Below are 24,550 nucleotides of genomic sequence, written 5' to 3'. Positions count from 1 at the left end.
GTTCTATACTTTAACCGAAGAACTCGTTTTCCTTTGGAGGTATGGATAATGAAGAAAGCCTACGAACCCAGTGATGAAGTTAATTACTACCTTGAATTCTACAATGCCATGCAGGACAGCTTTGATGAACCAACAAATCGAAAAGCTCTTGCCTGGATCTGCGAAAAGTGTGGATACGGAACTCAGCACTATGTCCAGACCGTTACCCATACTGACCCTAAAACGATTGAGCGGGGCAGAAAAGAACTTCATGGGGAGGTTCCAACTCCAGAGCAGGGACGCCAAAGGCTCAAGGGATCAGGCCGTAAAACAGTCATAGACCATCACCCAGAGATTTTGGATGACCTTCATATGATCATTGACGACCATACCTATGGCAATCCGATGAATCCATTGTCATGGACCACTCTTTCTGAATCCAAAATTTCCGAAAAATTCATGGAAGAATATCAGATTTCTGTCTCCCCTTCTGAAGTTGGCATTCTCCTTGAAAAAGAAGGATATAGCCGTCAGAACAACAAGAAGATGCTTCAGGCAGGCAAACCGCATCCAAACCGTGATGAACAGTTTCAGACGATTAACGCGACCGTCAAAGAATTCCTTGACGCGGGGGACCCAGTCATCTCCGTAGATACAAAGAAGAAAGAGAACCTTGGCAATTTTAAAAATAACGGTACGGAATACCGGCCGGCTCATGATCCCAGACTTGTTTTGGACCATGACTTTCTGGATAAAGAACTTGGAAAGGTCAATCCTTATGGGGTCTATCTTCTCAATAACAATACAGGGTTTGTAAATCTGGGAACAGATCACGATACGAGTGATTTTGCCATAGAAAGTATCCGCAGATGGTGGAATACTGTCGGAAAACCGACCTTTCCAAATGCAAAGCGCCTATACATCAACTGTGATGGTGGAGGAAGCAACGGAAGCAGATGCCGTTTATGGAAAGAAGATCTGGCTAAACTCGCTGAAGAAACAGGACTGGAGATCTGGGTCAGCCATTTTCCTCCTGGAACAAGCAAGTGGAACAAGGTCGAACATCGGCTGTTTTGTTATATCACCCGAAACTGGGAGGGCAAACCGCTTTATGATATCGAGACAGTAGTTGAGCTTATCAGCTCAACAACGACAAAAACCGGACTGAAGGTTAAATGCGTTGTAGACGATCACGAATATCCAATTGGCAAAAAGGTATCGGATGAGGAAATGTCCAAAATCGACATCACACATTTCGGGAATGAAGCACATTGGAATTATATAATCAAGGGGCTTAAGTCTGAATAAATTGGGATTTATTTTTACGCAGTTCCTAAGATAATGATATCGTACAAGATGATAAAGAACCATATGGATAAAGCTGAATATGCTTGAAAGAAAAGAACCATCCCTAGCACCCTCCCCTATCCCCACCACCCGAGGGGCGGGGGGGATGGGGGAGGGTGGTGGGGATGGGGTACACATTTGGATGACGTGTTGGTTCAATAAAAATAAGCCATTTGTTCCCTGGTTCTCAGACAATCTCTATTGTCTGAGGTTCCGGCATGAACAGATGGCTTTTTTGCGTTCTTCCTGCGCTCTCTTTGAGCACTTTTTGAATTCTCTTCAATTTTCTTCTGAATGCTCGTCGAATTTGAACGATGCTTGTGCCTGCTGCAGGCAGGCACAAAAAAAAGGCAGGATAGATTCCCACCTTGAAGTTACATAGATTAGTCTACTACGTATGGAAGCAGAGCCATCTGTCTTGCACGCTTGATCGCAGTAGCAAGCTGTCTCTGGTATCTTGCACGAGTGCCAGTTACACGTCTAGGAATGATTTTTCCATTGGCGTTGATGAACCGTTTTAACAGTTCAACGTCTTTATAGTCGATTTCTTTGATTTTATTTTTAGTGAAATAGCAGACTTTTTTGCGACCCATGCGCTGTTTTTTAAATGCCATGTCGGATCCCCTTTCTAGAATGGTAAATCGTCTGATGAAATATCAAGTGTCTGAGAATCATCAAACAAACTCGACGTATCCTCGTCGGTATTGGAAGAAGCTGGTGCAGAATAACTTGGTGTTTCAGGCTTCGGTGTAGAAGCTGGCGTGCCAAATCCATTGTCTACGCTTTGTGCGTAAGGATTGGAGCTGGAATTGTAGCCGGACTGATAGGAGTCCTGATAGCCGCCTCCATAATTCTGGTTATTGTTATAACCGGAATTGGAGTATCCCTGATTCTGGTTATTATAGCTAGGATTGGAATAGCCCTGATTGGACTGATAGCCGTTATTATAACTATTATTGTTATAACCGTTATCGGCTCCATATTCCTGTGAAGCTCTGCGGCTTTCAAGGAATTCTACCCGGTCACACATAATGTCCGTGGTATAGACTTTCACGCCCTGCTGGTTGACATAGGAACCAGTCTGAATAGAACCATCAACTCCAATTAAAGAGCCTTTATGTAAGTAACGGGCAACGTTTTCAGCTGTTTTCCCAAATGCAACACAGAACAGGAAGTCTGCCTCCGGTTGTCCAGGCGTGCGAAAGGAACGATTTACCGCAAGAGTAAAACGGACCATGTTATTGCCATTGGTAGTCCGGCGCAATTCAGGATCTTTTGTCAGCCGGCCAGTTAACATTACTCGGTTCATTGGCTTCCTCTACTTTTCTTCTTCTTTTTTAATAACCATCGTGCGGATTACGCTGTTGTTGATCCGGCACAGACGCTGGAATTCTTCGATTCCTGCGTTGTCAGCAGTGCAGTACATAACCACGTAGTGGCCTTTTTTCATGTGATTGATCTCATAAGCGAAATCTTTTACACCCCAGTCATCCACTTTGTCGATGGAACCACCGTTTTCGATGATTGGAGCATACAGTCTTTTCTGAAGAGCATCGAACTGAGCTTCATCCAGAGATGCATTCACAATGTACATAGCTTCGTATTTTTTCATTTTATGTACACCTCCCTTTGGTCTTTTGGCTTTGTTTTCACACGCAGTGTTCTACAAAGCAGAGAGCAAGTATGACTTGCCGAATTATCCTATCAGAAAAAACGTAAATGAGCAACCGAAGTCTCAACCAAATTTTTCATTCCGATGCAACCTTTCATTTCCTGAAGCGATAAGAAGCCCCCATAAATCATTCAAAAAAACCGTCTGGAAAGCGTTTTCGAAAGCCTTTTCACTGTTTGAGCGGCCATCCTCAGCCGTTCATAGGACGTTTTTCTGACATTTTGGGCAGCTGGCTGATCTTTCTATGACGGAAAAGCGCATGAGAAACTGGAAGAAAACATTGTTTTCGCAATAAAATCCCATATCCAGCCATCAAAAAAGACGAAACGAGCACCGCTCCATGAAGGAGAAGTGCCCGTTTCGCCGGGATTTGTCTGGTTGATTTCTGAATTCAAATCTGGTTTCTCTCTCACTTCAGATGAAATCTGATCTGAAAAGATGGATCTGATTGGGCCTAATTCGATCTGATTAGATCTGAATGGAATTTTCAGCCGTGTATACATCCACTGGCCGTCCAGCTGGATCAAAGGCTTCAACGCAAAGGGCATTGAGACCCGTATGAATACCAACAGCACTGACCAGATCAATGACCCGGATGGTCGCTTCGGGATATTTAGCCCGGAATTTGGCCGCAAATTTTTTGGCGGCTTCTTCACTGTCCACATGAGCAACCGTGATATCCGCTTTGGGCGGCAGGTTAAGCTCTTCAAAATGGTCTACAACGCGGTCCTGGGCACGGGACATGGTCCTGACCTTATCAAATACATCAACCTTGCCATGGGTGCTTTCATTGACATGCAGCAGCGGTTTGATTTTTAACAGTCCGCCAAGCAAGGCCGCTGCGGGGGTCAGACGGCCGCCGCGCTTCATATGCTGGAGATCATCACAAAGCACAATCGTGTCGGCATGTTTGGCAATGACTTCCAGGGTCGCCATAATTTCTTCAATGGATTTGCCTTCTTCATACAGGGCTTTGGCGGTTTCGATGCAATGAGCCTGGATGACGGCAGTCGTGTAGCAGTCAAAGCCATAAAAGCTCAGGCCGACCTGGCTGGCAGCCGACTCCATGGCATCAAGGGTGCCCGAAAGACCGCGGCAGATTGGGACACAGAAGACGCCATCATAGCCATCTTTTTTAATCTGTTCAAATAAATCTTCAATCCGGCCAAGCGATGGCAGCGAAGTTTTCATCAGAACCTGCTGATGCAGATTCTCAATGATTTGCGCATAGGTGATATTTTCACCTTCAGAAAAAGTTTTGTCACCGATGGTCAGCTGTAAAGGTAAAGAGTAAATGCCTCTTTCCTTCCAGAATTCACTTGAAAATCCGGTTCCGCTGTCAGTTACAAATGCGAGTTTCATCATAGTCAACCCCTTCAATTTTTGGAATAAACTGGATCCCAATTGAACCTAAACCTGTATGCGAGGCGATCACCGGAAACATATCCATGGTATGAACCGGTGTGTCAGGGCTGATGGCGTTGAGCAGTTCACGAGTCTTCTGGGCCATGGCATCATCATTGCCATTGAGAATGAAGAATTCATAGTCAACACCGGGCTGCAGGGCGCTTTTGACCTGGTCTACGCCTTTAGCAACAGCTTTGTGGAAAGTACGGACTTTATCGAAGGAATCAACTTTTCCTTCTGTCGATTTAGCCACTTTCAAAACAGGTTTAATTTTAAGCAGGCCGCCCAGTTTTGCGGCAAGCGGAGTTAACCGGCCGCCGGCTGCCAGATGATCCAGGTTGTCAACGATCAGATACCCTTCGGATTTATCCACGGCTTCTGAAAGCAGACGGATGATTTCATCTGGGTCTTTGCCCTGGTCAAGCAGCTGTTTGGCTGCAATTGCCAGGTATTTCTGAATGGCCAGCGTAGTATAAATATCCAGCGTATGAACGGTGAGGCCTAAACGTTTAGCCGTCGCCTGAACAATCTCATTGGTACTGGACAGTCCGCTTGAAAGATTAATTGCGATAATGTCAGTGTAACCCTCTTTGAGTAACTCTTCAAACAGCTCTTCTTCAAGCAGTAAAGGTGGCTGGCTAGTTGTCGGCATTTTGCCATCTTCTAACATGGCATACAGCATCTCTGTATTCAGATCCACGCCATCAAGATACTGTTGGTCATCGACGAGAACCTGTAATGGAAGGAAACCGATTCCTAAGGCGTCCGCCTGCTTCTGAGTCAGGCCGCTTCCGGAATCTGTTACGACTTTTGTTTTCATCTATATCACTCCTGAACATGTCTAAGGACATGCATAATTTTCTGTTTTCATCATAGCAGACGACATGCCAAACACAGACTTTATCGGGCAGGCAATCTTTTAAAGGTGAACATCCCTGCCAAACTGCCAACTTAGGCAGATCTTGATACCGCTTCAATGGCTCTGCCAATCTTTTTCGGTCTGCAATTTCATCTCTTTTGAACAATTCATTTTGATTCCAAATGTTTTTCTCTCGAAATGAATCCTGGCGCTCTGTCTTTTTGCGCCAAAATGAGCACCGTTTTCATCGCCTCTTTCCCTTTCCAATCCAGACAGATAACTCGATATGCCCAAAGACGGAGCATTTCGGTTGCCTTAGGCAAGTCTTTCATTCTCTTTTTACCTCTCTTTTGCTCTTTACGCCGCCCAAACAGCCAGCCCGCCGCAGGAATTTTTCAAATGGCATTTCAGCCGCATTTTCTTACAGCCCTGTTGTATACTGATTCATTTCAGAAAGAGGAAGAGTTTGCCCTGCTGGAATGCTAAAATATAGTCGCTTTGCTTGTCTGCTGTCGGTTTCAGCCTGTTAAGCATTAGGCAGCCTGCTGCCCTTTCGATCGGCACCCGGTTGCGATCTTCTTGTTGGCTGCTTCTCTGGCTGCCAGTTTTCAGGACGGGTTGAAAACCAGGAAATCTTCTTTTCAGCGGACAGAAAGCTTCTGATTTTTCTTTTATCTGCTCCTGTCTGCTTCTGTCTGCCCCGTTTGTGATTCCGGCTGATTTAGCGAGTGATCCATTTTGATGGGCCAATCTGGTCGAACAGACACGAAGGCACGAAAGCAGATCCAAGACCACACAAAAAAAAGAACTGACAGCTCATCGCTCTTTTTAGGGCTATGTAGAGTGAGCAGTCAACGCAAAACAAGAAAGGGGGAACCATGAGTTTTATTGAATTCAAAGACGTCCGCAAGGATTACGCGATGGGGGAAGTCGTCATCCATGCCCTTGATGGCGTCAGTTTTGACATTGATGAAGGTGAATTTGTCATTATTGCCGGGGCTTCCGGTGCCGGAAAATCGACCATTCTGAATCTGCTTGGTGGCATGGATACATGCAGCTCGGGAACGATCAAAGTTGGCGATAAGATTGTCAGCGGCTTTAACGATAAGCAGCTCACTCTCTACCGACGCGATGATGTCGGATTTGTCTTCCAGTTTTACAACCTGATTCAGAATCTGACAGTCATGGAAAACGTTGAACTGGCCTGTCAGATTTCCAAATCACCGAAGAATATTGAACAGACTCTGGATGCGGTTGGTCTTTCTGAGCGAAAGTTCAACTTCCCATCTCAGATTTCCGGTGGCGAACAACAGCGTGTCGCCATTGCCCGTGCCATTGCCAAAAGCCCGCGGCTGCTGCTTTGCGATGAGCCGACGGGGGCGCTTGATTATAAGACCGGAAAACAGGTCTTACAGGTGCTGCAGGATATCTGTAAAACAGAAAAGACCACAGTTGTTGTCATCACCCACAACCTGGCTTTGACACCCATCGGAGACAAGATCATCAAGGTCCGCTCTGGCAAGATTGAAAGCATTGAGATCAATGAACATCCAATGAGTGCACAGGAGATTGAATACTGATGCCGCCCATTCTGTTTAAGGATCTGCTTGTTGAAATCCGCCATACCCTTGGGCGATATTTGTCTATTCTCTTCATTGTTGCTTTAGGGGTCGCCTTTTTTGCGGGGATCAAGGCCAGCGCGCCGGATATGACCAACTCGGCTGATGCCTACATGGACAAATACAACCTCCAGGATATTCAGGTCTATTCCACGATTGGAATCAACCAGAGTGACCTGGATGCCTTAAAGGATGTTCATGGTGTCGAAGACGTTCAAGGGCAATACACCAGTGATTTTCTGGCCAAAAAAGAATCCAAGGAGCTGGTTGTCAAACTGATCACCTATCAGGAGGACCAGAAAATCAACAAGCCAAGACTGGTTGAAGGCCGGATGCCGGAAAATGATGGCGAATGTCTGATTCAGGGACCATCCGCAACGGGTAAGATCATGGGATCGACTTTCCAGATCGGGGATACCATTGAACTGTATTCGGGAAACTCGACGCCCGTCGATGATTCTTTGAAAACGACGACCTTTAAAGTTGTAGGCAGTGCCTACAATCCAAACTATCTGTCTTATGAACTGGGATCCTCAGCAATTGGAAGCGGCCAGGTCAATACCTTTATTTACGTCCCGCAGGATGTCCGCGCCAATGATATTTATACCGAAGCCGATGTCATTGTTCAGGGTGCACGGGATCTGGATACATACAGTGATGCCTACTTTGATCTGACCACACCCGTTCTCGAACGAATTGAATCCATTGCCGACGATCAGGTTGCCAAAGATATTCAGAGTTTCAACGATGAACTTGATGCCAAAGAGCAGGAAGTCAATGACAAACTGCTCGACGGCCAACATGAACTTGATGAAGCCAAAAAGAAACTCGATGACGCCCGCGCTCAATACGACGATGGTCTGCGCCAGTACAACGAAGGGATTCAGACGCTGGCGGATTCGAAAACCCAGTACGAAAACGGCCTGAAAGACTATGAAGAGGGGAAGAAACAGCTCGAAGATGGCCTGAACCAGCTCGATGACGGTATTGCCCAGATTAAAGCCGGTGAAGCCCAGCTGGAAGAGCTGCAAGACCAGCGTACCCAGCTCACCGCTGCTCTGGCCGTGCTGCCGACGTTGAATACAACGTCAGATACGATTTCCAAGCTGTATGATCAGCTCAATTCCCTGAATGAGCGCATCAACAGTCTGGAAAATCTCAATCCAAACAGCCTGCTGCTCCCTTCCCTGCGCGAATCACGAAATAGCCTGATGAACCGCATCAATCAGGCAGAAATGACCACTGATGATAACCGGGATGAAATTCTTGCCCAGATCGGTGGTTCAGAAGAGGCTGGGCGCGAAAATCTGGCCAAGCTCGATGATGCAATCGAGCAAATTGAAGAGGGGGTCAAACAGCTGCCAAGTCTCGAAGAGCAGCGTGATCAGCTGCTGGCAAAACAACAACAGCTGCCCGAAGCCAAAGCCCAGCTCGAGGATGCCAAAAAGCAGATCGAAGACGGTGAAAAGAAACTGGAAGATTCCAAAGCTGAACTTGAAAATGGCAAAAAGCAGCTCGAGGATGGCCAGGCAGAATATGACAAGGGTGTCAAGGAATTTGAAAAGCAGTCCCGTGAAGCCCACGACCAACTCGCCAAAGCCCGTGAAAAAATCGATGTCATGGGGGCCAAATGGATTGTGCTCGACCGGGACTCCCACTATTCCTATCGTGACTATCAGGCCTGTGCCGAACGTATGGATGGAATTGCGGCTGTCTTCCCTGTTTTCTTCTTCCTGGTCGCTGCACTGGTGTGCATGACGACGATGACCCGTATGGTCGATGAAGAACGAAACGAAATGGGAACCCTGAAAGCGCTTGGCTATTCCCGGATGCAGATTTCAGCCAAATATATGCTTTATGCCGGCTCGGCTTCGATTCTCGGATCGATTCTGGGCTGTGCGGTGGGTATGTTTGTCTTCCCATTGATTATCTACAACTCATGGGGTGTCATGTACAACATGGAGGAAATCCACTTCAAGTTCCAGCCGATGCTCATGTTAACGGCTTCCGGCCTGGTTACCCTGATTGTACTTGCCGCCACGTGGGTTTCCATCTCGAAGGAAATGCGCGAGGTTCCGGCGCAGTTAATGCGTCCAAAAGCAGCCAAAGCCGGTAAACGCATTCTGTTAGAGCGAGTGGGGTGGTTCTGGCGCCGTCTTTCCTTCATGCAGAAAGTGACGCTGCGAAACCTTTTCCGGTATAAGAAGCGTTTCTTCATGACCGTCATTGGTATTTCCGGCTGTTCGGCATTGCTCTTAGCCGGTTTTGGTCTGAATGACTCACTGAGCGATATTATTCCACGTCAGTATGAAGCGATCAGCCATTACGATGCCATGGTCAAGGCGGAAAACTACATGAATGCCGATGAAGCCGCAGCACTGGCTGAACGCCTTAAGGATATTGAAGGCGTCAATCAGACGATTTCCTATCAGGCTCTGCCTATTACCGTCCATTATGACCGTAAAGATGTTGCGGCAACCCTCAACATCATTTCGGATCCTGAAAAATACGGAAACTTCACGACGTTCCATCCTGAGTCTGAAGATTCCCTGGATCATCTGACTGATGATGGGGCTCTGATCTCCGTTCAGACCGCTGAACGGATTGGCCTTGGTGTTGGCGATGAGCTGACCTTCAAGACCAGTGAATACGAACAGGAAGTCAAAGTAAAAGTGACTGGTATTTTCGAACAGTACACCGGCCAGGAAATCTTCATTACCCAGAAGCTGTTTGATCAGCTTGGCATCGAAGATACCCCTTCGGCGACCATTCTTCTCCAGAACGAAAGTGTAGATCCGGACTTTGAAGCGGATCTTGGCACCAGTCTGATGGCGGATGACGATGTCCGTTCGGTAACCTTCTATTCGAGCATGCAGGATAACTTCATAGAAATGATCGCTACCGTCAAACTCGTTGTCGTGGTTCTGATTATCTGTGCAGCGATGTTAGCCTTCGTTGTTCTGTATAACCTGTCCAACGTCAATATCAGTGAACGAATGCGCGAGATTGCGACCATCAAGGTCCTTGGCTTTACCGAAAAAGAAGTCAATGCCTATGTCAATAACGAAACCATTATTCTGGCTCTGATCGGCAGTCTGGTCGGTCTGGTGCTGGGCATTTACCTGCACGGTCTGATCATCTCCATGGCGGAGCTGGATACCGTTCGATTCGGACGGACCATCCTGTGGCAGTCCTATGCCTACTCCGTGGGTCTGACCATGCTCTTTACTTTGATTATTAACTTCATCATGAAATACAGTCTGCGTCATATTCAGATGGTTGAATCCCTTAAAGCTGTCGAATAGACTCTCTGCTTTTCCAGGCTTCAGCTTTACATTGCAGATTCTGTTTCAGGGCGTGTGAGATCAAAATCACACGCCTTTTTTGATGTCTGACTGTGAGACTGCAGACCACTCTTGCGGGCGTCCGGGCTTGCAGGCATCTGACTCCCCTGCGGACGGTAAATTGGCTTTGTTCTACTTCTGGAACCAGACGATAGCGGTCTCGCCAGACGGACCCCATGAAACTTTCAGTCTGAATTGCACCAGAATCGATCGACCTCGCGCCCTCCCGTAAAAATCAATGGTACAGTTAGAAAATCAATTCAAAATATGAATTGAAATGAATAAATCGGATTTGAAGATCGGCAGCCTGCCTTTCTTCCATCTGGAAAGGAGTAACAAACTGCTGCTATGAACGAAACCTTACTTCAGTATTTTCAATGGTATACACGAGCTGACGGATTTACCTATACCCGGCTGAAAAAGGCTGCCCCGCATCTGGAAACACTGGGTGTCACCATGGTCTGGATGCCGCCGGCTGCCAAAGGCCGCGAAGGCAAGAAAGATGTCGGATATGGTCTGTATGATCCTTATGATCTTGGTGAATTCAACCAGAAAGGATCCGTACGGACAAAATATGGAAATGTCCGTCAGTATCAGGCTGCCATCAAAGCTTTATCCGATCGCCACATTCAGGTCATTGCGGATATCATTCTCAATCACCGGATGGGCGGAGACGAACTGGAATCCGTCCGGGTCACGCCGATGTCAGAAAGTGACCGCAATCATCCCGTTGCCGCTCCCTTTACGACCGATCTGTATTCCCGCTACACCTATCCCGGTCGCAAGGGAATGTATTCGGACTTTATCTGGAACAGTTCCTGCTTTAAGGCTTCTGACCGGTTTCTGGACCATGAACGCTGGATTCTGCTTTTTGACGGCCATCACTGGTCCGAGCATGTTTCGAAAGAATCCGGCAACTTTGATTACATCATGGGTATGGATATCGACCACTCTGTTCCCTGGGTGAAAGACGAGCTCTATCGCTGGGGTGTCTGGTATACGAACCGGTTTGGAATTAATGGATTTCGTTTTGATGCGGTAAAATCTATCGATTCCACCTTCTTTGACGGCTGGCTGTCTCATGTCCGTCAAAACACCCAGGCTGGAGCCTTTGCGGTTGGTGAATACTGGAGCGGCAATCTAGGGGAGCTGGAAGGGTTTATCCGGGATACAAAACATTGCATGAAACTGTTTGATGTTCCTTTGCACTACCATCTTTTTGATTGCTCCCGCTCAGGGGGCAATTATGATGTGCGGACGCTGTTTCATGGCACGTTGAGTGAAAAGCATCCTGACTATGCGGTGGCGTTTGTTGATAATCATGACACCCAGCCTGGTCAGGCGCTTGAATCCTGGATTATGGATTGGTTTAAAACCGCGGCCTATGCTTTGATTCTGCTTTATCGCTGCCAGGTTCCCTGCGTATTCCTGGGAGATCTGGAAGGTGTCCGGAAAACAAAGTCTCCTAAAGTTGCCCTGCTTGAACAGATGATGTGGATCCGCTCGCATCTGCTCGATGGACCGATCGTAGATCTGTTTGATGAAGATGCCCAGAAAGCCTGCTGGATTGCCCGCTCCAGTCATCCGGTTCTGGTGTTGTTCACCATAGGCGATGGTAAGCAGAAAACAGTGCTGTTTCCTGAATATGCCGGGCTGACTTTTGAAGATATTTCCCGCAAAGATCACACCGTCCAGATTGATCAGAACGGCCATGCCGTCTTTGACTGCACCCCAGGGTGCTGTTCAATCTATATCCTGCAAAGCGATATCGCCTGGATGAAAAAGGATCTCAAGCTCAAATAGCCAATGCAAAGAGGAAAAATGGCATAGAAAAAACCACGGTGATCAGGCCGTGGTTTTGTTTGTATACGGGTTGTGATTTAGACTGTTACGATTTTCATCATATTGGTTGAACCAGCACCTACTGGGTAACCAGCGACAACGATGATGTTATCACCATGATGGAGTCCATTTTTCAGAGCAATATTGCGAGCCAGCTGAACATCGTTCTGCTGAGTGTTCTGTACATCAGTTACAACAGGCTGAACACCGAAGACTGGAAGCAGAGAACGCTGAACTTTTTCATCAAAAGTAACGGCGATGATTGGAGCTTCTGGACGGAATTTAGCCAGACGTTTTGCGGTCAGACCGGACTGAGTGAAGGCAACGATTGCCTTGATATCCATAGCCAGAGCAGTTTCAGCTGCGGAAATGGCGATGGAGTCGGACATGTTGCGGTTGGAAGATGCAATTCCATCAGCAAGTCTGGTCTTGTAATCGATCATTGGTTCGATTGCGTCAGCAATCTTAGTGAATGTGTGTACAGCTTCAGCTGGGTAGAGACCTGCTGCAGTTTCTGCAGAAGTCATAACGGCATCTGTACCATCCATGATGGCGTTGGCAACGTCACTGGCTTCGGCACGAGTAGGTCTTGGGTTACCCTGCATACTTTCAAGCATGTGAGTAGCAGTGATAACTGGTTTACCCATTTCGTTAGCGACTTTGATCATCTGTTTCTGGTAGATTGGAACGTATTCCAGAGAAACGTTAACACCTAAGTCACCACGGGCAACCATGATACCATCAGCGACTTCAAGAATGTCGCGCAGGTTGTCGAAACCTTCCTGGTTTTCGATTTTGGCGAAAATCTGAATATCGTCTTTGCCTTCGGAGATCAGGATGTCACGAACAGCAAGAACATCTTCTTTGCGACGTACAAAGCTTAATGCGATGTAGTCTACATCGTTCTGGGCACCGAAACGTAAGTCAGCTTCATCCTTTTTGGAAAGGAATGGCATGGAAAGAACGATACCTGGCAGGTTGCATCCTTTTTTGGATTTCAGGAAGTGTGGGTTTGCGACCACCCCTTTGAAATCTTTACCGTAGTTGACTTCAGTGATATCAACGCGCATTTTACCATCATCCATCAGGATAAAGTCACCAGGTTTTACGTCATTAAAGACTTCAGGAACATTGATCGCGAATTTTTCACGGGTTCCCATTACAGTCGGGTCATTGACGATTGTAACCACGTCACCTTTTTCGAACTGAACGCCGCCATTTTCGAATTCACCCAGACGGATTTCAGGACCTTTTGTATCCAGCATGATACCGATCGGTTTCTTGAGTTCTTTCGAAACATTGCGGATCTTCTCGATACGGGCACCGTGTTCAGAGTAGTCACCATGAGAGAAGTTCAGACGGCAGATATTCATGCCTTCGTTCACAAGCTTTTTGATCATTTCTTTGTCTTCACTGGCAGGGCCGATCGTGCAGACAACTTTTGTTTTCTTGTCCATATATATACCTCGATTGATTTCAAAACGATTCTATACCATGCTTATCTTAATTGCTCAAATCCGGACTTTTATCCCAGACGCTCAAACAAGTTTGTCAGAGGCTTTTTCGAGGAAGAAGGCATCACTAATGCTCGTTCAATTGGATAAGCTACGATCTGATTGTCTCTGATCGCTACGCATTGGCCACCGATCCCCTGCATCAGAAGGTCAATCGCTTTTTCGCCCATCTGGCTGGCGAGCATACGGTCGAATGGACATGGAGATCCACCACGCTGGATGTGGCCAAGCACCGTTGCCCGTCCGGAGAATCCGGTATTGAGGGTAACGCGTTTGGCAAACTGGTGAACATCCGTGATCTTTTCAGAAATGATCACAATCGCGTGTTTTTTCTTCTTGATCTGGTCGAGATCGCGAAGACGATCCAGAATATCCTGTTCATCGAATCCACTTTCACTGGTGACTACGATTTCCGCACCGCATGCGATGCCAGACCATAAAGCCAGGTCTCCGCAGCGGTTGCCCATAACTTCAACAATGGAGCAGCGGTGATGGGAGTTAGAGGTGTCACGCAGTTTATCGACCGCATCAACAACTGTTTCAAGCGCGGTCATAAAGCCGATCGTATAATCTGTGCAAGTAATGTCATTATCAATTGTACCAGGCAATCCGATACAGTTAATTCCCATATGGGTAAGTTCGAGGGCGCCGCGATAGGAGCCGTCGCCGCCAATTACAACAACCGCTTCAATGCCGCGGCGCTGCAACTGTTTAATCGCTTTTTTTCGTACTTCAATATCTTTGAACTCCGGCAGACGGGCAGATCCAAGTACAGTTCCGCCACGTGTCAGAATCTCACTCACGGACTCAGTTGTCAAAGGTTCAATGTAACCTTCTACCATTCCTTTGTATCCGTTATAAATGCCAAAAACTTCCAGTCCTGCATTGATTCCGATACGGGTAATCGCCCGTACAGCCGCATTCATTCCAGGAGAGTCGCCACCGGAAGTCAGAACACCGATTCTTTTAATCATCATTAGTCCTCCGTCTTTTCAGATCCTCAGATATGAATCGCAGGAATAAGCCTGCGATCTGCTTTGTTGCCCTAATTCTAACATACTTCCGACATCCTGATTTTCCTCTCTTTTCATTCCCTGCTAATTTTTCGCCGACAAAAAAATGCGGCCTTTTTATGCTTGAAGCAAAGGGCCGCAGTTCAGTTCTTTTTCTGTTTCGGAACAGACTAAAGGTAGATCATAAATCCAGAAAACAATCGGGCAGCTTTACCTTTTTTCGCCTGGTTTCATCTCAGATCAGCCAGAAGAATTTCGTAATCTTGTTCGGGTTTTACTTTTTCGTAAGCCTTCTCAATTTTTCCATTTTCATCGATCAGATACGTTGTCCGTACAGTTCCCATGACCTTCTTGCCGTACATCGTTTTTTCTTTGAGCACGTCATAAGTCTCGAGCACTTTACGCTCCGGATCTGCAAGCAAGGTAAATGGAAGTTCGTACTTCTTTTCGAAGTTGGCATGCGAGCGCACAGTATCCTTGGAGATGCCAATGACTTTGGCATTCTTCTCGAGAAACTGCGGATACGCATCCCGATAAGCACACGCTTGTTTTGTGCAGCCGCTCGTGTTGTCTTTGGGATAGAAATAAAGAATCACTTTCTGACCTCGAAAGTCAGACAAGGAAACGGGATTTCCATTCTGGTCTGGCAATGTAAATTCCGGAGCCAGAGTTCCTGGTTCTAACATCAGAATCCCTGCTACTCAAAATATGGTCAAATATATTCATATTGAGAGGTTGAAAGTTCTCGCGAACATTTCTTACTGCTTCATCCTGTGTGCTTTCACGGCCAAAAAAACAGCACGCTACCGGTGGTATACAGTCCACAGTCGTAAATTCCCGACTAAGCCATCGGTACATGCCTGCAATCACTTGCTTAGGCGATCACGTAGGCTTTTGCATCTCTCAGATTGAGACTGGCATTCACATCACGGTCTGCATGATAGCCGCATTCACATACGTACTCACGATCAGAAAGTTTCAGATCTTTCTTGATACGGCCGCACGCATGGCAGGTCTTGCTTGACGGGTACCATCTGTCTACGACTCTTAATTCAATGCCCATTTCTCTGCATTTTGCGGTCAGCTTCGCTCTGAACTCATAGAATTTCTGCGAAGCGACTGCTTTGGCGAGATGCCTGTTTTTCATCATTCCTGATACATTCAAATTTTCAATGGTGATATAAGACGGCTTGGTTTTTACGATCTCACTCACGCATTTGTTGATATAGTCGCTTCGAATGTTGTCCAGTTTCTGATGAATCTTCTGTACCTTCAATTTTTGCTTCTGAATATTTTGACGAGTAGCTTCTCCTTTCTGTTTGTTTTGTTTATCTTTGCGCTTCTTTAAGTCTTCGTATTTTCTCGAAAGACAGCGCTGCTCTCTTTTGAGCTTTTTCTCCAGCTTTCTGACTCTGGAGGTCTTGTTGATGTTCTTCTTTACGGTTCCGTCGCTGAGTACCGCAAATTCCTTGATACCGAGATCGATGCCTAAGCCATCACCGGCAGGAGTCGGCTTCTCTGAAACTGGGAGATCTACCACGGCCGTTACATAGTATCTTCCGGCCTTTCTGGAGACAGTTCCGCTCCGGATGACAAATCCTTCCCTGATTGTCGGGATGTAGCCTTTTTCCTTCAGCTTTACCCATCCAAGAGTCGGGATCTTGATCCGATGTCGTTCACACTGGCAGTCTTTTTCGTTGTTCTTTACAAAGTACATCTTCACATCAGATTTGTACTTCTTCTTGAATCTTGGAAATCCGCTCTGCCCATTGAAGAAGCGGGTAAACGCTGTATTGGCATCTTCCATAGCTTTCCTGACAGACTTGGAACTTACTTCCTTAATCCATGAGCACTCAGGATGTGCCGGCAGATACTCATTGTTCAGCCAGACACTGAAAGTCTTTGCGCTCTGGAATGGTTTGCCCTCTTCGTGAAGCTCTTTGTTGTGGGCCAGATAGAAGTTGTAGATATACCGGCAGGTTCCGATCGTCTTATTGATCTGCTGCTTCTGCTTTGGTGTTGGATCGATCTCTGTTTTGTATGTCTTTAACAACAGAAACATCCCCTTTCGCGAAACGATATTTCTACCGCATTTATGAGTATATTTTACGCACTTTTAGCGCATAACGCAATAGGGAATTCTCCTTTTTCAACTATTTCGGCACCTTTGAGGAATGCACACCTCTTTTCTATGAATACATTAAGCAGCATATAGCCACAATAAAACGCATAATTAGGAACAGATAGACACTCCTTCTCTTTTCCTGTAAGAGGATGAATCATCTAAGAGCATGAATCATCAAGTATAAATTATTCGTATGCATGATCCGCATGAATGATCCGTAGGAAAGGCATGAATCATCCATTGGCTGGGCCGGCCAGTCATTTTCTAAAAGACCATCCAAAAAGAAAGACAGTCGATGACTGTCTTTGTCTTTTATCGGTTCTTTTATTCGCCAAGAGAAGCGAAATTTTCAGCGCGCTCTTCTTCAATGGCCTGAAGTTCACGGAAAGCATCGGCCATGCTTTTGACATTGTTGGTTTCCAGCATTTTAATGTAGTCATTGCGCATATCCAGAGGAATGACGATTGGAGCCTGTCCAGAACTGATCAGCATGGAATTGATCAGAATACGGCCCGTCCGTCCGTTTCCGTCTGTGAATGGATGAATATTTTCAAACTGGATGTGCAGATCGGCAACATCTTCCATCGTGAAGCCATTTTCAACAAATTCATTGTAGCGGCGGATGAAATCCTGCAGGAAGTCTTCAATTTCATCTGGTCCTGGGAAAACTTTTGTCGAACCGGATACGTGAGCCGGATCTTCGCGATAGGCACCGCCAAACAGAATATTTTCGTTTACGGCATCGTTTTCCATAATTAAGAATTCTTCCGTTAATGGAACGTTGTGACTGACACGATCCAGCATGATTCCCAAGGCTTTTTTATGGTTGATTGCCTGATGAATTTCTTTGGCATTGGCATTGATCGGGCAGTGGTTGGAATCGAAAGTCAGTGCATAGGTTTCATTCTTTGTCAGAGTGCTTCCTTCCAGCGCGTTGGAGTTATAAATTGCGCGCGTCATAAAATCTTCGTAGTAGCTCTGGTTGTTTTTCAGTAAATCTCGAACATCCATATCATTTTCTCCTTAAATAACTCTAAGCATCATTATAAAGGCAAAAGTTCCCGGCTGAACAGAACAAACCAAATTTTCCGGTTTTCTATTGTTACTTTTCGGTGCTTTGTCCAGTAATTTTACCGAATTAGATTTACATTTCAATCTGTTTCTCCAACTTTTGCCATCAGCGTTCCATAATTGACTGATTTTCAGAGATTTTGCTTGCTGCAATGCTTTACAGATTCTCTTGTCTGCCAAACGGTGATCAAACCGTTTTTCTTCTGAAACTTCCTGCTCAATTCTCGAACTTTCAAAACTGAAAGGAGTAAAACGCAGCCAAATCAGGCATTGTGGAAGCATGCTCTGGCAATCGGCAGATCGAAAGAAAGCCGACAGTCAAAGGAACAGGAAAATGCGAAACAAAAGACTCTGGTCTGATCGAATTGGCTCGATCTTATAAGGACGAAATGTGAAGACAGGCAAAAAAAAAGAAGACCACCCTGGATCTTCGAATCTTACAGCTCTGTTTTTCAGGATTAATGTTCATTCAATCGGAATGGGGCATACTCTTTTTCGATCAAAGAGCAGGTTTTGGAAATGCTCAGCACAGGCGGCATTTTATTTGTGCTGGTTCTGCCATTTTGATCCCAATAATCTCAGTCATTTTGTTTTTACATTTTCTTAATTTCTGAAACAATAAAAACAAATTTTTATTGCATGCAAGAAACTTATGAATAAATCGGTTTGTTTTTTACAGCTGTAAAAACATGAGAGAAAGTAGAGGTGGTAGAACGATAGATAAAGGGAATTCTGAAAATATCAAAAGAGAGAATCTATCACGATTTATGGGATTTTTTCATACATCGGATTAGTTTTATACAGATTTTTTTAATATGATTTTAATGGATTTTGTAAAGCGATTCGCTTTGGTTTATCGCACATATCAGATATAAACCTTCTTTAGTTCTTTAGGTAAGGCTGATCCTGTCACCTAAAAGATAAAGAAACAATATAAATATTTAAAAAAGTTATTGCATCTTTACCCAAGTAAGGTCTAAGATAAAGATGTGATTAAGAAAGACGACTACAAAACCAATTCACAAACTTAGGAAAGTTTTGGAGGAAAAATTATGAATAACGCCGTATTGTTTTACACTTCACCTGGATGCGCTAGCTGCCGCAAAGCCAAAAAATGGCTCGAGGACAACCACATCAATTTCGTCGAGAAGAACATTTTCTCCAACTTATTGTCCGAAGCTGAAATCAAATATCTGCTTTCCCGTTGTGAAAACGGAACAGAAGACATCATTTCGACTCGCTCAAAAGCGTATCTCACCTTAAAAGACACCCTGGATGAGATGTCGATCGCCCAGCTCACCCGCTTTATCCAGCGTAACCCTTCTGTTTTAAAGCGTCCGATTATGCTTAGCGAACGCAACATGGTTGTTGGTTATGATGATGACGAAATCACAGCTATGGTTCCGGTATCCCGCCGCAAAGACGAACTCAACCGCATCGAAGCCTCGATTATTTCGGCTGACCTGTCTTTAAGCTCAGTTACCCGAAATCTCTAGCCCTTACAATCCACATCCCGAATCCATAAATACGAAGGTTCCTGATCCAGGAGCCTTTTTATTTGTCTATAGATTTCAAGCACTTATAGGATACAAAACCCCTCTCAACTTTCAAAGGATGATGCATAAATCCCATCTGGCTTTCCACTGAATCAAGAGCAGATCAAAGAAAATGCCATCCAGGTGGATGACTTTTTTATGACTCGCCAAATAAATCGTGCATTTCACTTTATTTACGGTAATTTTATCTTTCCGCCAGTTTATTGCCCGCCAAGTATTCAATCACATTCTGCAGGTCTTCAACAATTTTCCTGTTTCAGAACTGTTTGCGAACCTTTGCCAAGCAAAAGAACACAGACCGAACAACCGCTGATGAATCCTGTCAAAGACTGATGAATTCTTTCATAAGCAAATCAAATATAACTGTGTTTTTCTTTTTTAGGATAGAATCCCTGCTGGCCCGCCTCCAGAACACTGGTCAGCTGCCAAAAAGGAGAGATTGACCAGACCATTGGCAAAAGACTCAAAGATCATAATCCGAATGGTTTTGATCGAAGCGTTCCACCTTTCCAAAGAAACTCTTCGTTCCATCAGGAGCAACAATCATACCGCCCTGTTCTTCAATAGCATAAATCGGTTTTGGCTTTGCGCTGTAAGCCTGATTCATGCCATCTTTTTGAATCCGCGAGTGATGGTAATGGACTTCTACATCAAAATCCTCCAGCCAGCCAATGCCTTTTTGCCAGGAGAATTCCGGATAGTCTTCATCCGGCGTGATATGGTAATCTGCCAGCTGAACCATAGCACCGGCTGAATATCCGATAATGAGGCCCTGATAGTCCTTCAATACCTTTTTCAGTTTCTTTTCCCGGATCCGTTTCATCATCAGATCTGGTGCTCCGCCAGTCAGAAGCAGAATATTGGAGTTTCGGATCGCATCCTGCATCTTGATCACATCATCCGTAAAATAATTGACCCAGTGAACCTGATTTTCCTTAAGGCCATACCAGAAGAACACATCAGTATTGGATCGGTACCAGATCCCCTGTCCCTTCTTATATTGTTTGTTCCAGTCAGCAAGCGTTTTTGTATCGTCAAAGAAGCTGAACGCCAGAACGCAGACTTCATCTTCCGGTGCAATGAGTGGTTTTAAAGCTGGGCGGCACCACTTTTCATCAATCATGGATGTATTCATCAAAATATGCGTCCGGACGGGGTCCTTATTTTCTTTCAATGCACCCAGGGCCGGATCAAATCGGTCAACAGGCAAAATCCAGGGATTAGCATGGGGACAGTTTTCAAAAAACTGCCAGTTTTCTTTGGGCAGATCTTTACGATCCATGACCAGATCCACAGAATCAGGCAGTGCCTTGCCAAAGACCAGATCTGCATTGTTTGGCAGAGTAAAAATCCGATCTTCGAATAACAGAGCGGATAAAGCCGGATCAAAAGCTTCTTTCCTTTTGTTTGTCTGGCTCTGTTGTTTTCCTGCTTCCTGCTCTTTGTTTTGCCTAGAGCAGGATGATGGATCTAAATTTGTCGACTCAATCTCTTTAGAGGGTTCGTTCCATTCAAACCAGGCTCTGAGTGCTTTTGCCTGATCTTTATGATAGCGACTGATCAGTTTCATTCCGTTGGTGCAGGCATCTTCCTTACCGCCAGAGCAAACTGGCAATCCCCTGCACCCACCTCCTTTCCGCGCATCGATGGAAGCACAATCTTATGACGGCAAGAATCGAAAAATCGTTTACGCGCTGGTTTTCATTGTATTTCCCTCTTCTCCTTTTGACAAAACATTCAAACCTTCACCTGAACCTCCTTCATTCCCAAAGGTTTCAAACTGCACTTATCAGTCAGCCTGGTCATTTGTTTTCCTCTTATGGTCAGCGACATGCATTCGATTTGGTAGGCGTGTTTTCGTCAGGAAATCCACTTCAGTTGCCTCTGTCGTTACTCTTCACACCCCTGTTGACAGACGATATGCAAAACAGGTGTAAGCTACTTATGCAGTAAAGCAGCCGCCTGCGTAGAAAATTTTCTCAGGATATGATGAATAGAGCTGGAAGCGACTTCAATTTAAGGAAAATTGCTGCAAACCTCCATTTGAGTGTGAACCGTAACTCTCTGTCTGTCAGCCCTTGAAAAAAATAACAAAAAAGGTTGCATCGAATTCATAGTGATGGTATTATCAATGAGCACTTGGGGTGTTAGCTCAGCTGGGAGAGCGCATGGCTGGCAGCCATGAGGTCAGGGGTTCGATCCCCCTACGCTCCACCAATGTGTAGATTCAGCACATAGACGATTGTCTATGTGCTTTTTATTTATGCATTCCAATCTTAACGAGATGATTCAGCCTGCTTCGACTGAATACCGGCAAACAAAGAAATCAAATCCCCAAACTCAGATGTTTCGATCCACCAGAAAGCAAAAAACGCCAGACAGCCAGAAATTGCGCCTTTCCTTTGCATCTTTCTGGCTGTTCTAGCGGTAGGTTTCAAGCAGGTATGGCCAGGAAGGCATACGGTTTCGCAGCTCATCCCAGGCAGGCATTTTCATTTCCGGTTTGCGGGCCCGGATTTTTTCAAAAGCTTCATCCATGGCTTTTATCTCTGCTGCCGCATTCGCGCAATGATCTGTCACCATCAATCGGCCAAAAGGTGATCTGGCAGCTACATGGAACAGGCAGGTGTTAATTTCACTTTTCAGCCCATTATCTTCGATCTCTAAATAACTCGAATCAAGACCATATCCACAGGAACCGAGCAATTCATACCCACTGCGCACTGCATCCATAGCCAGACGAAAATCAGCACTGGATACCTTTCGCAAATCACAATTATATAAATAAGAAAGATAAGCCAATGGGAGCATGAAGACGCCATGACATTTGAGCCAGTCATCCATATTTTTTTCCCAGTTCAGTTCAAATTTCGTTCCCTGGAAAGCACGCTCTACCATATTGCGAACCAGCTTCGGTGTTCTGGATCCGGAAAGACCGATCGTCATCGATCCAGCTCCCACATGAGTTGTGCGAATCTGGCTTCTCTCCCGATGGCCCCCAAAGGCCGGAAACGCAAACAGGACTGTTTTGGGATGCTCAGTAAAGCGCAGAATCTCCTGCCGGGTAACGGTTGGCCCGAAATTATTTCCAACCAGAACGACAACCGAGCTGTTGACTTTACAAAGGTCATCAAAGATCGATTGAAGCTGACCAAACTGAACAGCCGCAAAGACCAGATCGTATTTCTCATCCCCAATCGAATCGATAATTTTTGGATGATCACAAGTGGTCTTGCGCTGCAGGACGTGATGCAAAACCAGCCCCCGGTAATCCAGGTTCTGTTTTCGCTCTCCTCTGGCCAGAATTGTCACTTCATTGCCGGCGCTGTATAAAACATGTGCCAGATAGCTGCCGATACTCCCAGCCCCATAAATCAGAATCCGCATAGACATCCTCTTTCAACTCCAATCCAGATCGCAATAGTTCTTTTTAAAATCATCGAAACTGACAATCCATCCAATACACTATCCGATTTTAATGCAAATGCCTATGGGAAATCCCTTAGATCATGGTGATTTTAAAATTTCCCTATCTTCTGCTTTTCTTCTTCCAAATTGTGCTTTTCCAGATACTCTGAAACAGGAAGATGAACACCAGAAAGCCATAATTGCCCACAAGTATAAACCAGCTCCAGAATCATTCCATTCTCCAGCCGGTCTGTATCCTTCCAAACAGCCTGGATAGGCGGTAAAGTTTCCATCAATAAATTGATGACCATTCCATGGGTAACAACCAGAACATTCTGACCAGAATTCACCCTGGCAATCGCATACAGACTGGCTATCGCCCGGCCAGCGGCATGTTCGAATGATTCTCCGCCATATTCTTTAGCCTGCTGATTCCACTTCGCCGGATCAAGCACAAAACCCTGTACGCCATCCATTTTTCCTAATGTCATCTCCCGCAGTCCTGCTTCCTCATTCGTCGGAAATTCACCCTGGACCAGTAAGCCCAGCGTCTGCCTGGCACGGCCAAGATCACTTGAATATCCATGCGCAAACTGAAGATGACGGTCCTTCAGCCAGTTTCTGACAATCAAGGCTTCTACTTTTCCCCGCTCAGTCAATGGCGAATCCAGCCACCCCTGGCTTCTTTTCTCCTGATTCATCACCGTCTGGCCATGCCGGACCACAAACAATCGTACTGACATTCTTTTCTCTCCCTTTTCAGTTTTCCTGCTGCTTTCCATTATCTGCTTCTGTCGCCGCTTTCAAAACTGTCTTCAAATCCAAAATGACCGCAAACAAGTTCAGTCCACACAAACGTCTCTATAAAAAACAGCGGCCAGGCTGTCTGAACAGTCTGGCCTATTGAGCATAGGTTGGAAGACGATGAGGCAATTCGATTGCTTCAGTAACCATTTTGGGGTGCAGAATCCGGCGTTCTGCATAGAGAGTATCTTCTGCTTTCGAACTGAGTTCAGCCACTTCAGACAGATCCCATTCTTCTGGGAAGAGGAACTTTTTCTGTTCTTCAAGAGGCATGCGGCGGAAGTTACGGTTTGGGACGAAACGGTTGCCCGCTTCGAGAACACCCCAGTGAATTCGCTTAGAGTAACGTTTTCCGGTTAAAGGGTTACTTACTGTAGGTTGAGTACTTGCATAGCGATATCCGCGGAATTCATGAACACGCATGCGGTATTGAGTAAGAGGATCGGGTTTTCTAGACATGGCTATTCTTCACTCCTTGTCAGTCTGGCAGGAGTCAAGGCCCTCCTGCCGTTTTCTGACAAAACCAGGTCCGGTTGTCAGTAAAATGGCGCCTTCAACATACAACCCAGACTGTGGTTTTTCTTTTGACTTTCTTTATACACAGTTTAATACAAGTACAAAGGGTTTTTCCACATCTTTTTCAATTTTTTTGCTTCACATAATCGTAATTCTGTGATTTTTTGTCCGCATTTATTGATCCAGAGAAAAAATTGTATGAATTCAGTATTAAAATCGCATTTATATCACATTAATTTCTTTAATACAATGTATCTAATCCAGCCAATATAAAGGACTTCATCCGATCATTAATCTTTATATCTTTATACTGATCATGAATAGATTCTGTTATCTATACATTTATCTGAAAACAATCCACCAAATCGTTCTTGATTTAGATGCAACAGAATCATTTATGTATTTATTTTGAGTACACATCAGCAATTCTTTATGAAATATTTAGATAGATACTCTGTTCACAAGAGAAGTCTT

19 protein-coding genes and 1 tRNA gene are annotated in these 24,550 nt (G+C 45.4%); 6 read left to right on the top strand and 14 right to left on the bottom strand.

Annotated elements, in window-relative coordinates:
• Positions 1 to 48 precede the first annotated feature (48 nt).
• Positions 49 to 1,287 (top strand): ISAzo13 family transposase, encoded by a 1,239-nt coding sequence (locus U4956_RS10740; protein WP_323088158.1) that lies wholly within the window; start codon positions 49 to 51, stop codon positions 1,285 to 1,287.
• Between the two features lie 422 nt (positions 1,288 to 1,709).
• On the opposite strand, the gene rpsR is transcribed toward U4956_RS10740, so the two are convergent.
• The 5 genes from rpsR to U4956_RS10715 form a co-directional block, all read right to left on the bottom strand.
• Complete coding sequence (gene rpsR / locus U4956_RS10735) at positions 1,710 to 1,940, bottom strand: 30S ribosomal protein S18 (RefSeq protein WP_323090678.1); 231 nt, start codon at positions 1,938 to 1,940, stop codon at positions 1,710 to 1,712.
• 14 nt (positions 1,941 to 1,954) lie between these two features.
• The gene (gene ssb / locus U4956_RS10730) at positions 1,955 to 2,635 is read right to left on the bottom strand and encodes a single-stranded DNA-binding protein (RefSeq protein ID WP_323090677.1); all 681 of its coding nucleotides are present in this window, start codon (positions 2,633 to 2,635) and stop codon (positions 1,955 to 1,957) included.
• Between the two features lie 9 nt (positions 2,636 to 2,644).
• Positions 2,645 to 2,938 (bottom strand): 30S ribosomal protein S6, encoded by a 294-nt coding sequence (gene rpsF, locus U4956_RS10725; RefSeq protein WP_323090676.1) that lies wholly within the window; start codon positions 2,936 to 2,938, stop codon positions 2,645 to 2,647.
• Between the two features lie 528 nt (positions 2,939 to 3,466).
• Positions 3,467 to 4,363: a DegV family protein gene (locus U4956_RS10720; RefSeq protein ID WP_323090675.1), complete on the bottom strand. Its 897-nt coding sequence runs from the start codon at positions 4,361 to 4,363 to the stop codon at positions 3,467 to 3,469.
• Positions 4,338 to 5,225: a DegV family protein gene (locus U4956_RS10715; RefSeq protein WP_323090674.1), complete on the bottom strand. Its 888-nt coding sequence runs from the start codon at positions 5,223 to 5,225 to the stop codon at positions 4,338 to 4,340. Before U4956_RS10715 ends, U4956_RS10720 begins: the two co-directional genes overlap by 26 nt.
• A 917-nt stretch (positions 5,226 to 6,142) precedes the next feature.
• On the opposite strand from U4956_RS10715, the gene U4956_RS10710 reads away from it, so the two are divergent.
• The 3 genes from U4956_RS10710 (at position 6,143) to U4956_RS10700 (ending at position 12,030) form a co-directional block, all read left to right on the top strand.
• The gene (locus U4956_RS10710; RefSeq protein ID WP_323090673.1) at positions 6,143 to 6,844 is read left to right on the top strand and encodes an ABC transporter ATP-binding protein; all 702 of its coding nucleotides are present in this window, start codon (positions 6,143 to 6,145) and stop codon (positions 6,842 to 6,844) included.
• Entirely contained in the window at positions 6,844 to 10,188 is a 3,345-nt protein-coding gene (locus U4956_RS10705; protein WP_323090671.1) for an FtsX-like permease family protein, read from the top strand. Before U4956_RS10710 ends, U4956_RS10705 begins: the two co-directional genes overlap by 1 nt.
• A 387-nt stretch (positions 10,189 to 10,575) precedes the next feature.
• A complete protein-coding gene (locus tag U4956_RS10700) occupies positions 10,576 to 12,030 on the top strand; it encodes an alpha-amylase (RefSeq protein ID WP_323090669.1) in 1,455 nt (484 codons plus the stop codon).
• Between the two features lie 77 nt (positions 12,031 to 12,107).
• Here the strand turns inward: U4956_RS10700 and pyk are convergent, their stop codons facing one another.
• The 5 genes from pyk to U4956_RS10675 form a co-directional block, all read right to left on the bottom strand.
• Entirely contained in the window at positions 12,108 to 13,532 is a 1,425-nt protein-coding gene (gene pyk / locus U4956_RS10695; RefSeq protein ID WP_323091498.1) for a pyruvate kinase, read from the bottom strand.
• Between the two features lie 62 nt (positions 13,533 to 13,594).
• Positions 13,595 to 14,557 carry a 6-phosphofructokinase gene (gene pfkA / locus U4956_RS10690; protein WP_323091496.1) on the bottom strand — a complete coding sequence of 321 codons (963 nt, stop codon included), beginning with the start codon at positions 14,555 to 14,557 and terminating at the stop codon, positions 13,595 to 13,597.
• Between the two features lie 269 nt (positions 14,558 to 14,826).
• Positions 14,827 to 15,282 carry a thioredoxin-dependent thiol peroxidase gene (gene bcp / locus U4956_RS10685; RefSeq protein ID WP_323090668.1) on the bottom strand — a complete coding sequence of 152 codons (456 nt, stop codon included), beginning with the start codon at positions 15,280 to 15,282 and terminating at the stop codon, positions 14,827 to 14,829.
• Positions 15,283 to 15,470: 188 nt separating this feature from the next.
• A complete protein-coding gene (locus tag U4956_RS10680) occupies positions 15,471 to 16,649 on the bottom strand; it encodes a transposase (protein ID WP_323090667.1) in 1,179 nt (392 codons plus the stop codon).
• 396 nt (positions 16,650 to 17,045) lie between these two features.
• Positions 17,046 to 17,732 (bottom strand): Fic family protein, encoded by a 687-nt coding sequence (locus U4956_RS10675; RefSeq protein ID WP_323090665.1) that lies wholly within the window; start codon positions 17,730 to 17,732, stop codon positions 17,046 to 17,048.
• 1,112 nt (positions 17,733 to 18,844) lie between these two features.
• On the opposite strand from U4956_RS10675, the gene U4956_RS10670 reads away from it, so the two are divergent.
• The gene (locus tag U4956_RS10670; RefSeq protein WP_323090664.1) at positions 18,845 to 19,288 is read left to right on the top strand and encodes a Spx/MgsR family RNA polymerase-binding regulatory protein; all 444 of its coding nucleotides are present in this window, start codon (positions 18,845 to 18,847) and stop codon (positions 19,286 to 19,288) included.
• Between the two features lie 523 nt (positions 19,289 to 19,811).
• On the opposite strand, the gene U4956_RS10665 is transcribed toward U4956_RS10670, so the two are convergent.
• A complete protein-coding gene (locus tag U4956_RS10665; protein WP_323090663.1) occupies positions 19,812 to 20,963 on the bottom strand; it encodes a Type 1 glutamine amidotransferase-like domain-containing protein in 1,152 nt (383 codons plus the stop codon).
• A gap of 526 nt (positions 20,964 to 21,489) precedes the next feature.
• On the opposite strand from U4956_RS10665, the gene U4956_RS10660 reads away from it, so the two are divergent.
• Positions 21,490 to 21,565: transfer RNA gene (locus U4956_RS10660), tRNA-Ala, on the top strand.
• A gap of 204 nt (positions 21,566 to 21,769) precedes the next feature.
• On the opposite strand, the gene U4956_RS10655 is transcribed toward U4956_RS10660, so the two are convergent.
• The 3 genes from U4956_RS10655 to U4956_RS10645 form a co-directional block, all read right to left on the bottom strand.
• Positions 21,770 to 22,735 (bottom strand): ketopantoate reductase family protein, encoded by a 966-nt coding sequence (locus tag U4956_RS10655; protein WP_323090662.1) that lies wholly within the window; start codon positions 22,733 to 22,735, stop codon positions 21,770 to 21,772.
• A 131-nt stretch (positions 22,736 to 22,866) separates the two neighbouring features.
• Positions 22,867 to 23,499, bottom strand: a complete 633-nt coding sequence (locus U4956_RS10650) for a histidine phosphatase family protein (RefSeq protein WP_323090660.1) — start codon at positions 23,497 to 23,499, stop codon at positions 22,867 to 22,869.
• 157 nt (positions 23,500 to 23,656) lie between these two features.
• Positions 23,657 to 24,019: a hypothetical protein gene (locus tag U4956_RS10645; RefSeq protein WP_323090658.1), complete on the bottom strand. Its 363-nt coding sequence runs from the start codon at positions 24,017 to 24,019 to the stop codon at positions 23,657 to 23,659.
• Positions 24,020 to 24,550: the final 531 nt, after the last annotated feature.

Origin of the sequence: Allobaculum sp. JKK-2023 (genome assembly GCF_034745455.1) — a bacterium.
GTDB lineage: Bacteria > Bacillota_I > Bacilli_A > Erysipelotrichales > Erysipelotrichaceae > Allobaculum.
The sequence above is the reverse complement of the archived record's forward strand: the minus strand, read 5'-3'. Positions and strand labels throughout refer to the sequence as shown.

What these genes read in the sequence shown, in the direction of transcription:
- U4956_RS10740 (WP_323088158.1), top strand. Translation starts at nt 49, where the DNA reads ATGAAGAAAGCCTACGAACCCAGTGATGAAGTTAATTACTACCTTGAA.
- rpsR (WP_323090678.1), bottom strand. Translation starts at nt 1,940, where the DNA reads ATGGCATTTAAAAAACAGCGCATGGGTCGCAAAAAAGTCTGCTATTTC.
- ssb (WP_323090677.1), bottom strand. Translation starts at nt 2,635, where the DNA reads ATGAACCGAGTAATGTTAACTGGCCGGCTGACAAAAGATCCTGAATTG.
- rpsF (WP_323090676.1), bottom strand. Translation starts at nt 2,938, where the DNA reads ATGAAAAAATACGAAGCTATGTACATTGTGAATGCATCTCTGGATGAA.
- U4956_RS10720 (WP_323090675.1), bottom strand. Translation starts at nt 4,363, where the DNA reads ATGATGAAACTCGCATTTGTAACTGACAGCGGAACCGGATTTTCAAGT.
- U4956_RS10715 (WP_323090674.1), bottom strand. Translation starts at nt 5,225, where the DNA reads ATGAAAACAAAAGTCGTAACAGATTCCGGAAGCGGCCTGACTCAGAAG.
- U4956_RS10710 (WP_323090673.1), top strand. Translation starts at nt 6,143, where the DNA reads ATGAGTTTTATTGAATTCAAAGACGTCCGCAAGGATTACGCGATGGGG.
- U4956_RS10705 (WP_323090671.1), top strand. Translation starts at nt 6,844, where the DNA reads ATGCCGCCCATTCTGTTTAAGGATCTGCTTGTTGAAATCCGCCATACC.
- U4956_RS10700 (WP_323090669.1), top strand. Translation starts at nt 10,576, where the DNA reads ATGAACGAAACCTTACTTCAGTATTTTCAATGGTATACACGAGCTGAC.
- pfkA (WP_323091496.1), bottom strand. Translation starts at nt 14,557, where the DNA reads ATGATTAAAAGAATCGGTGTTCTGACTTCCGGTGGCGACTCTCCTGGA.
- bcp (WP_323090668.1), bottom strand. Translation starts at nt 15,282, where the DNA reads ATGTTAGAACCAGGAACTCTGGCTCCGGAATTTACATTGCCAGACCAG.
- U4956_RS10675 (WP_323090665.1), bottom strand. Translation starts at nt 17,732, where the DNA reads ATGGATGTTCGAGATTTACTGAAAAACAACCAGAGCTACTACGAAGAT.
- U4956_RS10670 (WP_323090664.1), top strand. Translation starts at nt 18,845, where the DNA reads ATGAATAACGCCGTATTGTTTTACACTTCACCTGGATGCGCTAGCTGC.
- U4956_RS10655 (WP_323090662.1), bottom strand. Translation starts at nt 22,735, where the DNA reads ATGCGGATTCTGATTTATGGGGCTGGGAGTATCGGCAGCTATCTGGCA.
- U4956_RS10650 (WP_323090660.1), bottom strand. Translation starts at nt 23,499, where the DNA reads ATGTCAGTACGATTGTTTGTGGTCCGGCATGGCCAGACGGTGATGAAT.
- U4956_RS10645 (WP_323090658.1), bottom strand. Translation starts at nt 24,019, where the DNA reads ATGTCTAGAAAACCCGATCCTCTTACTCAATACCGCATGCGTGTTCAT.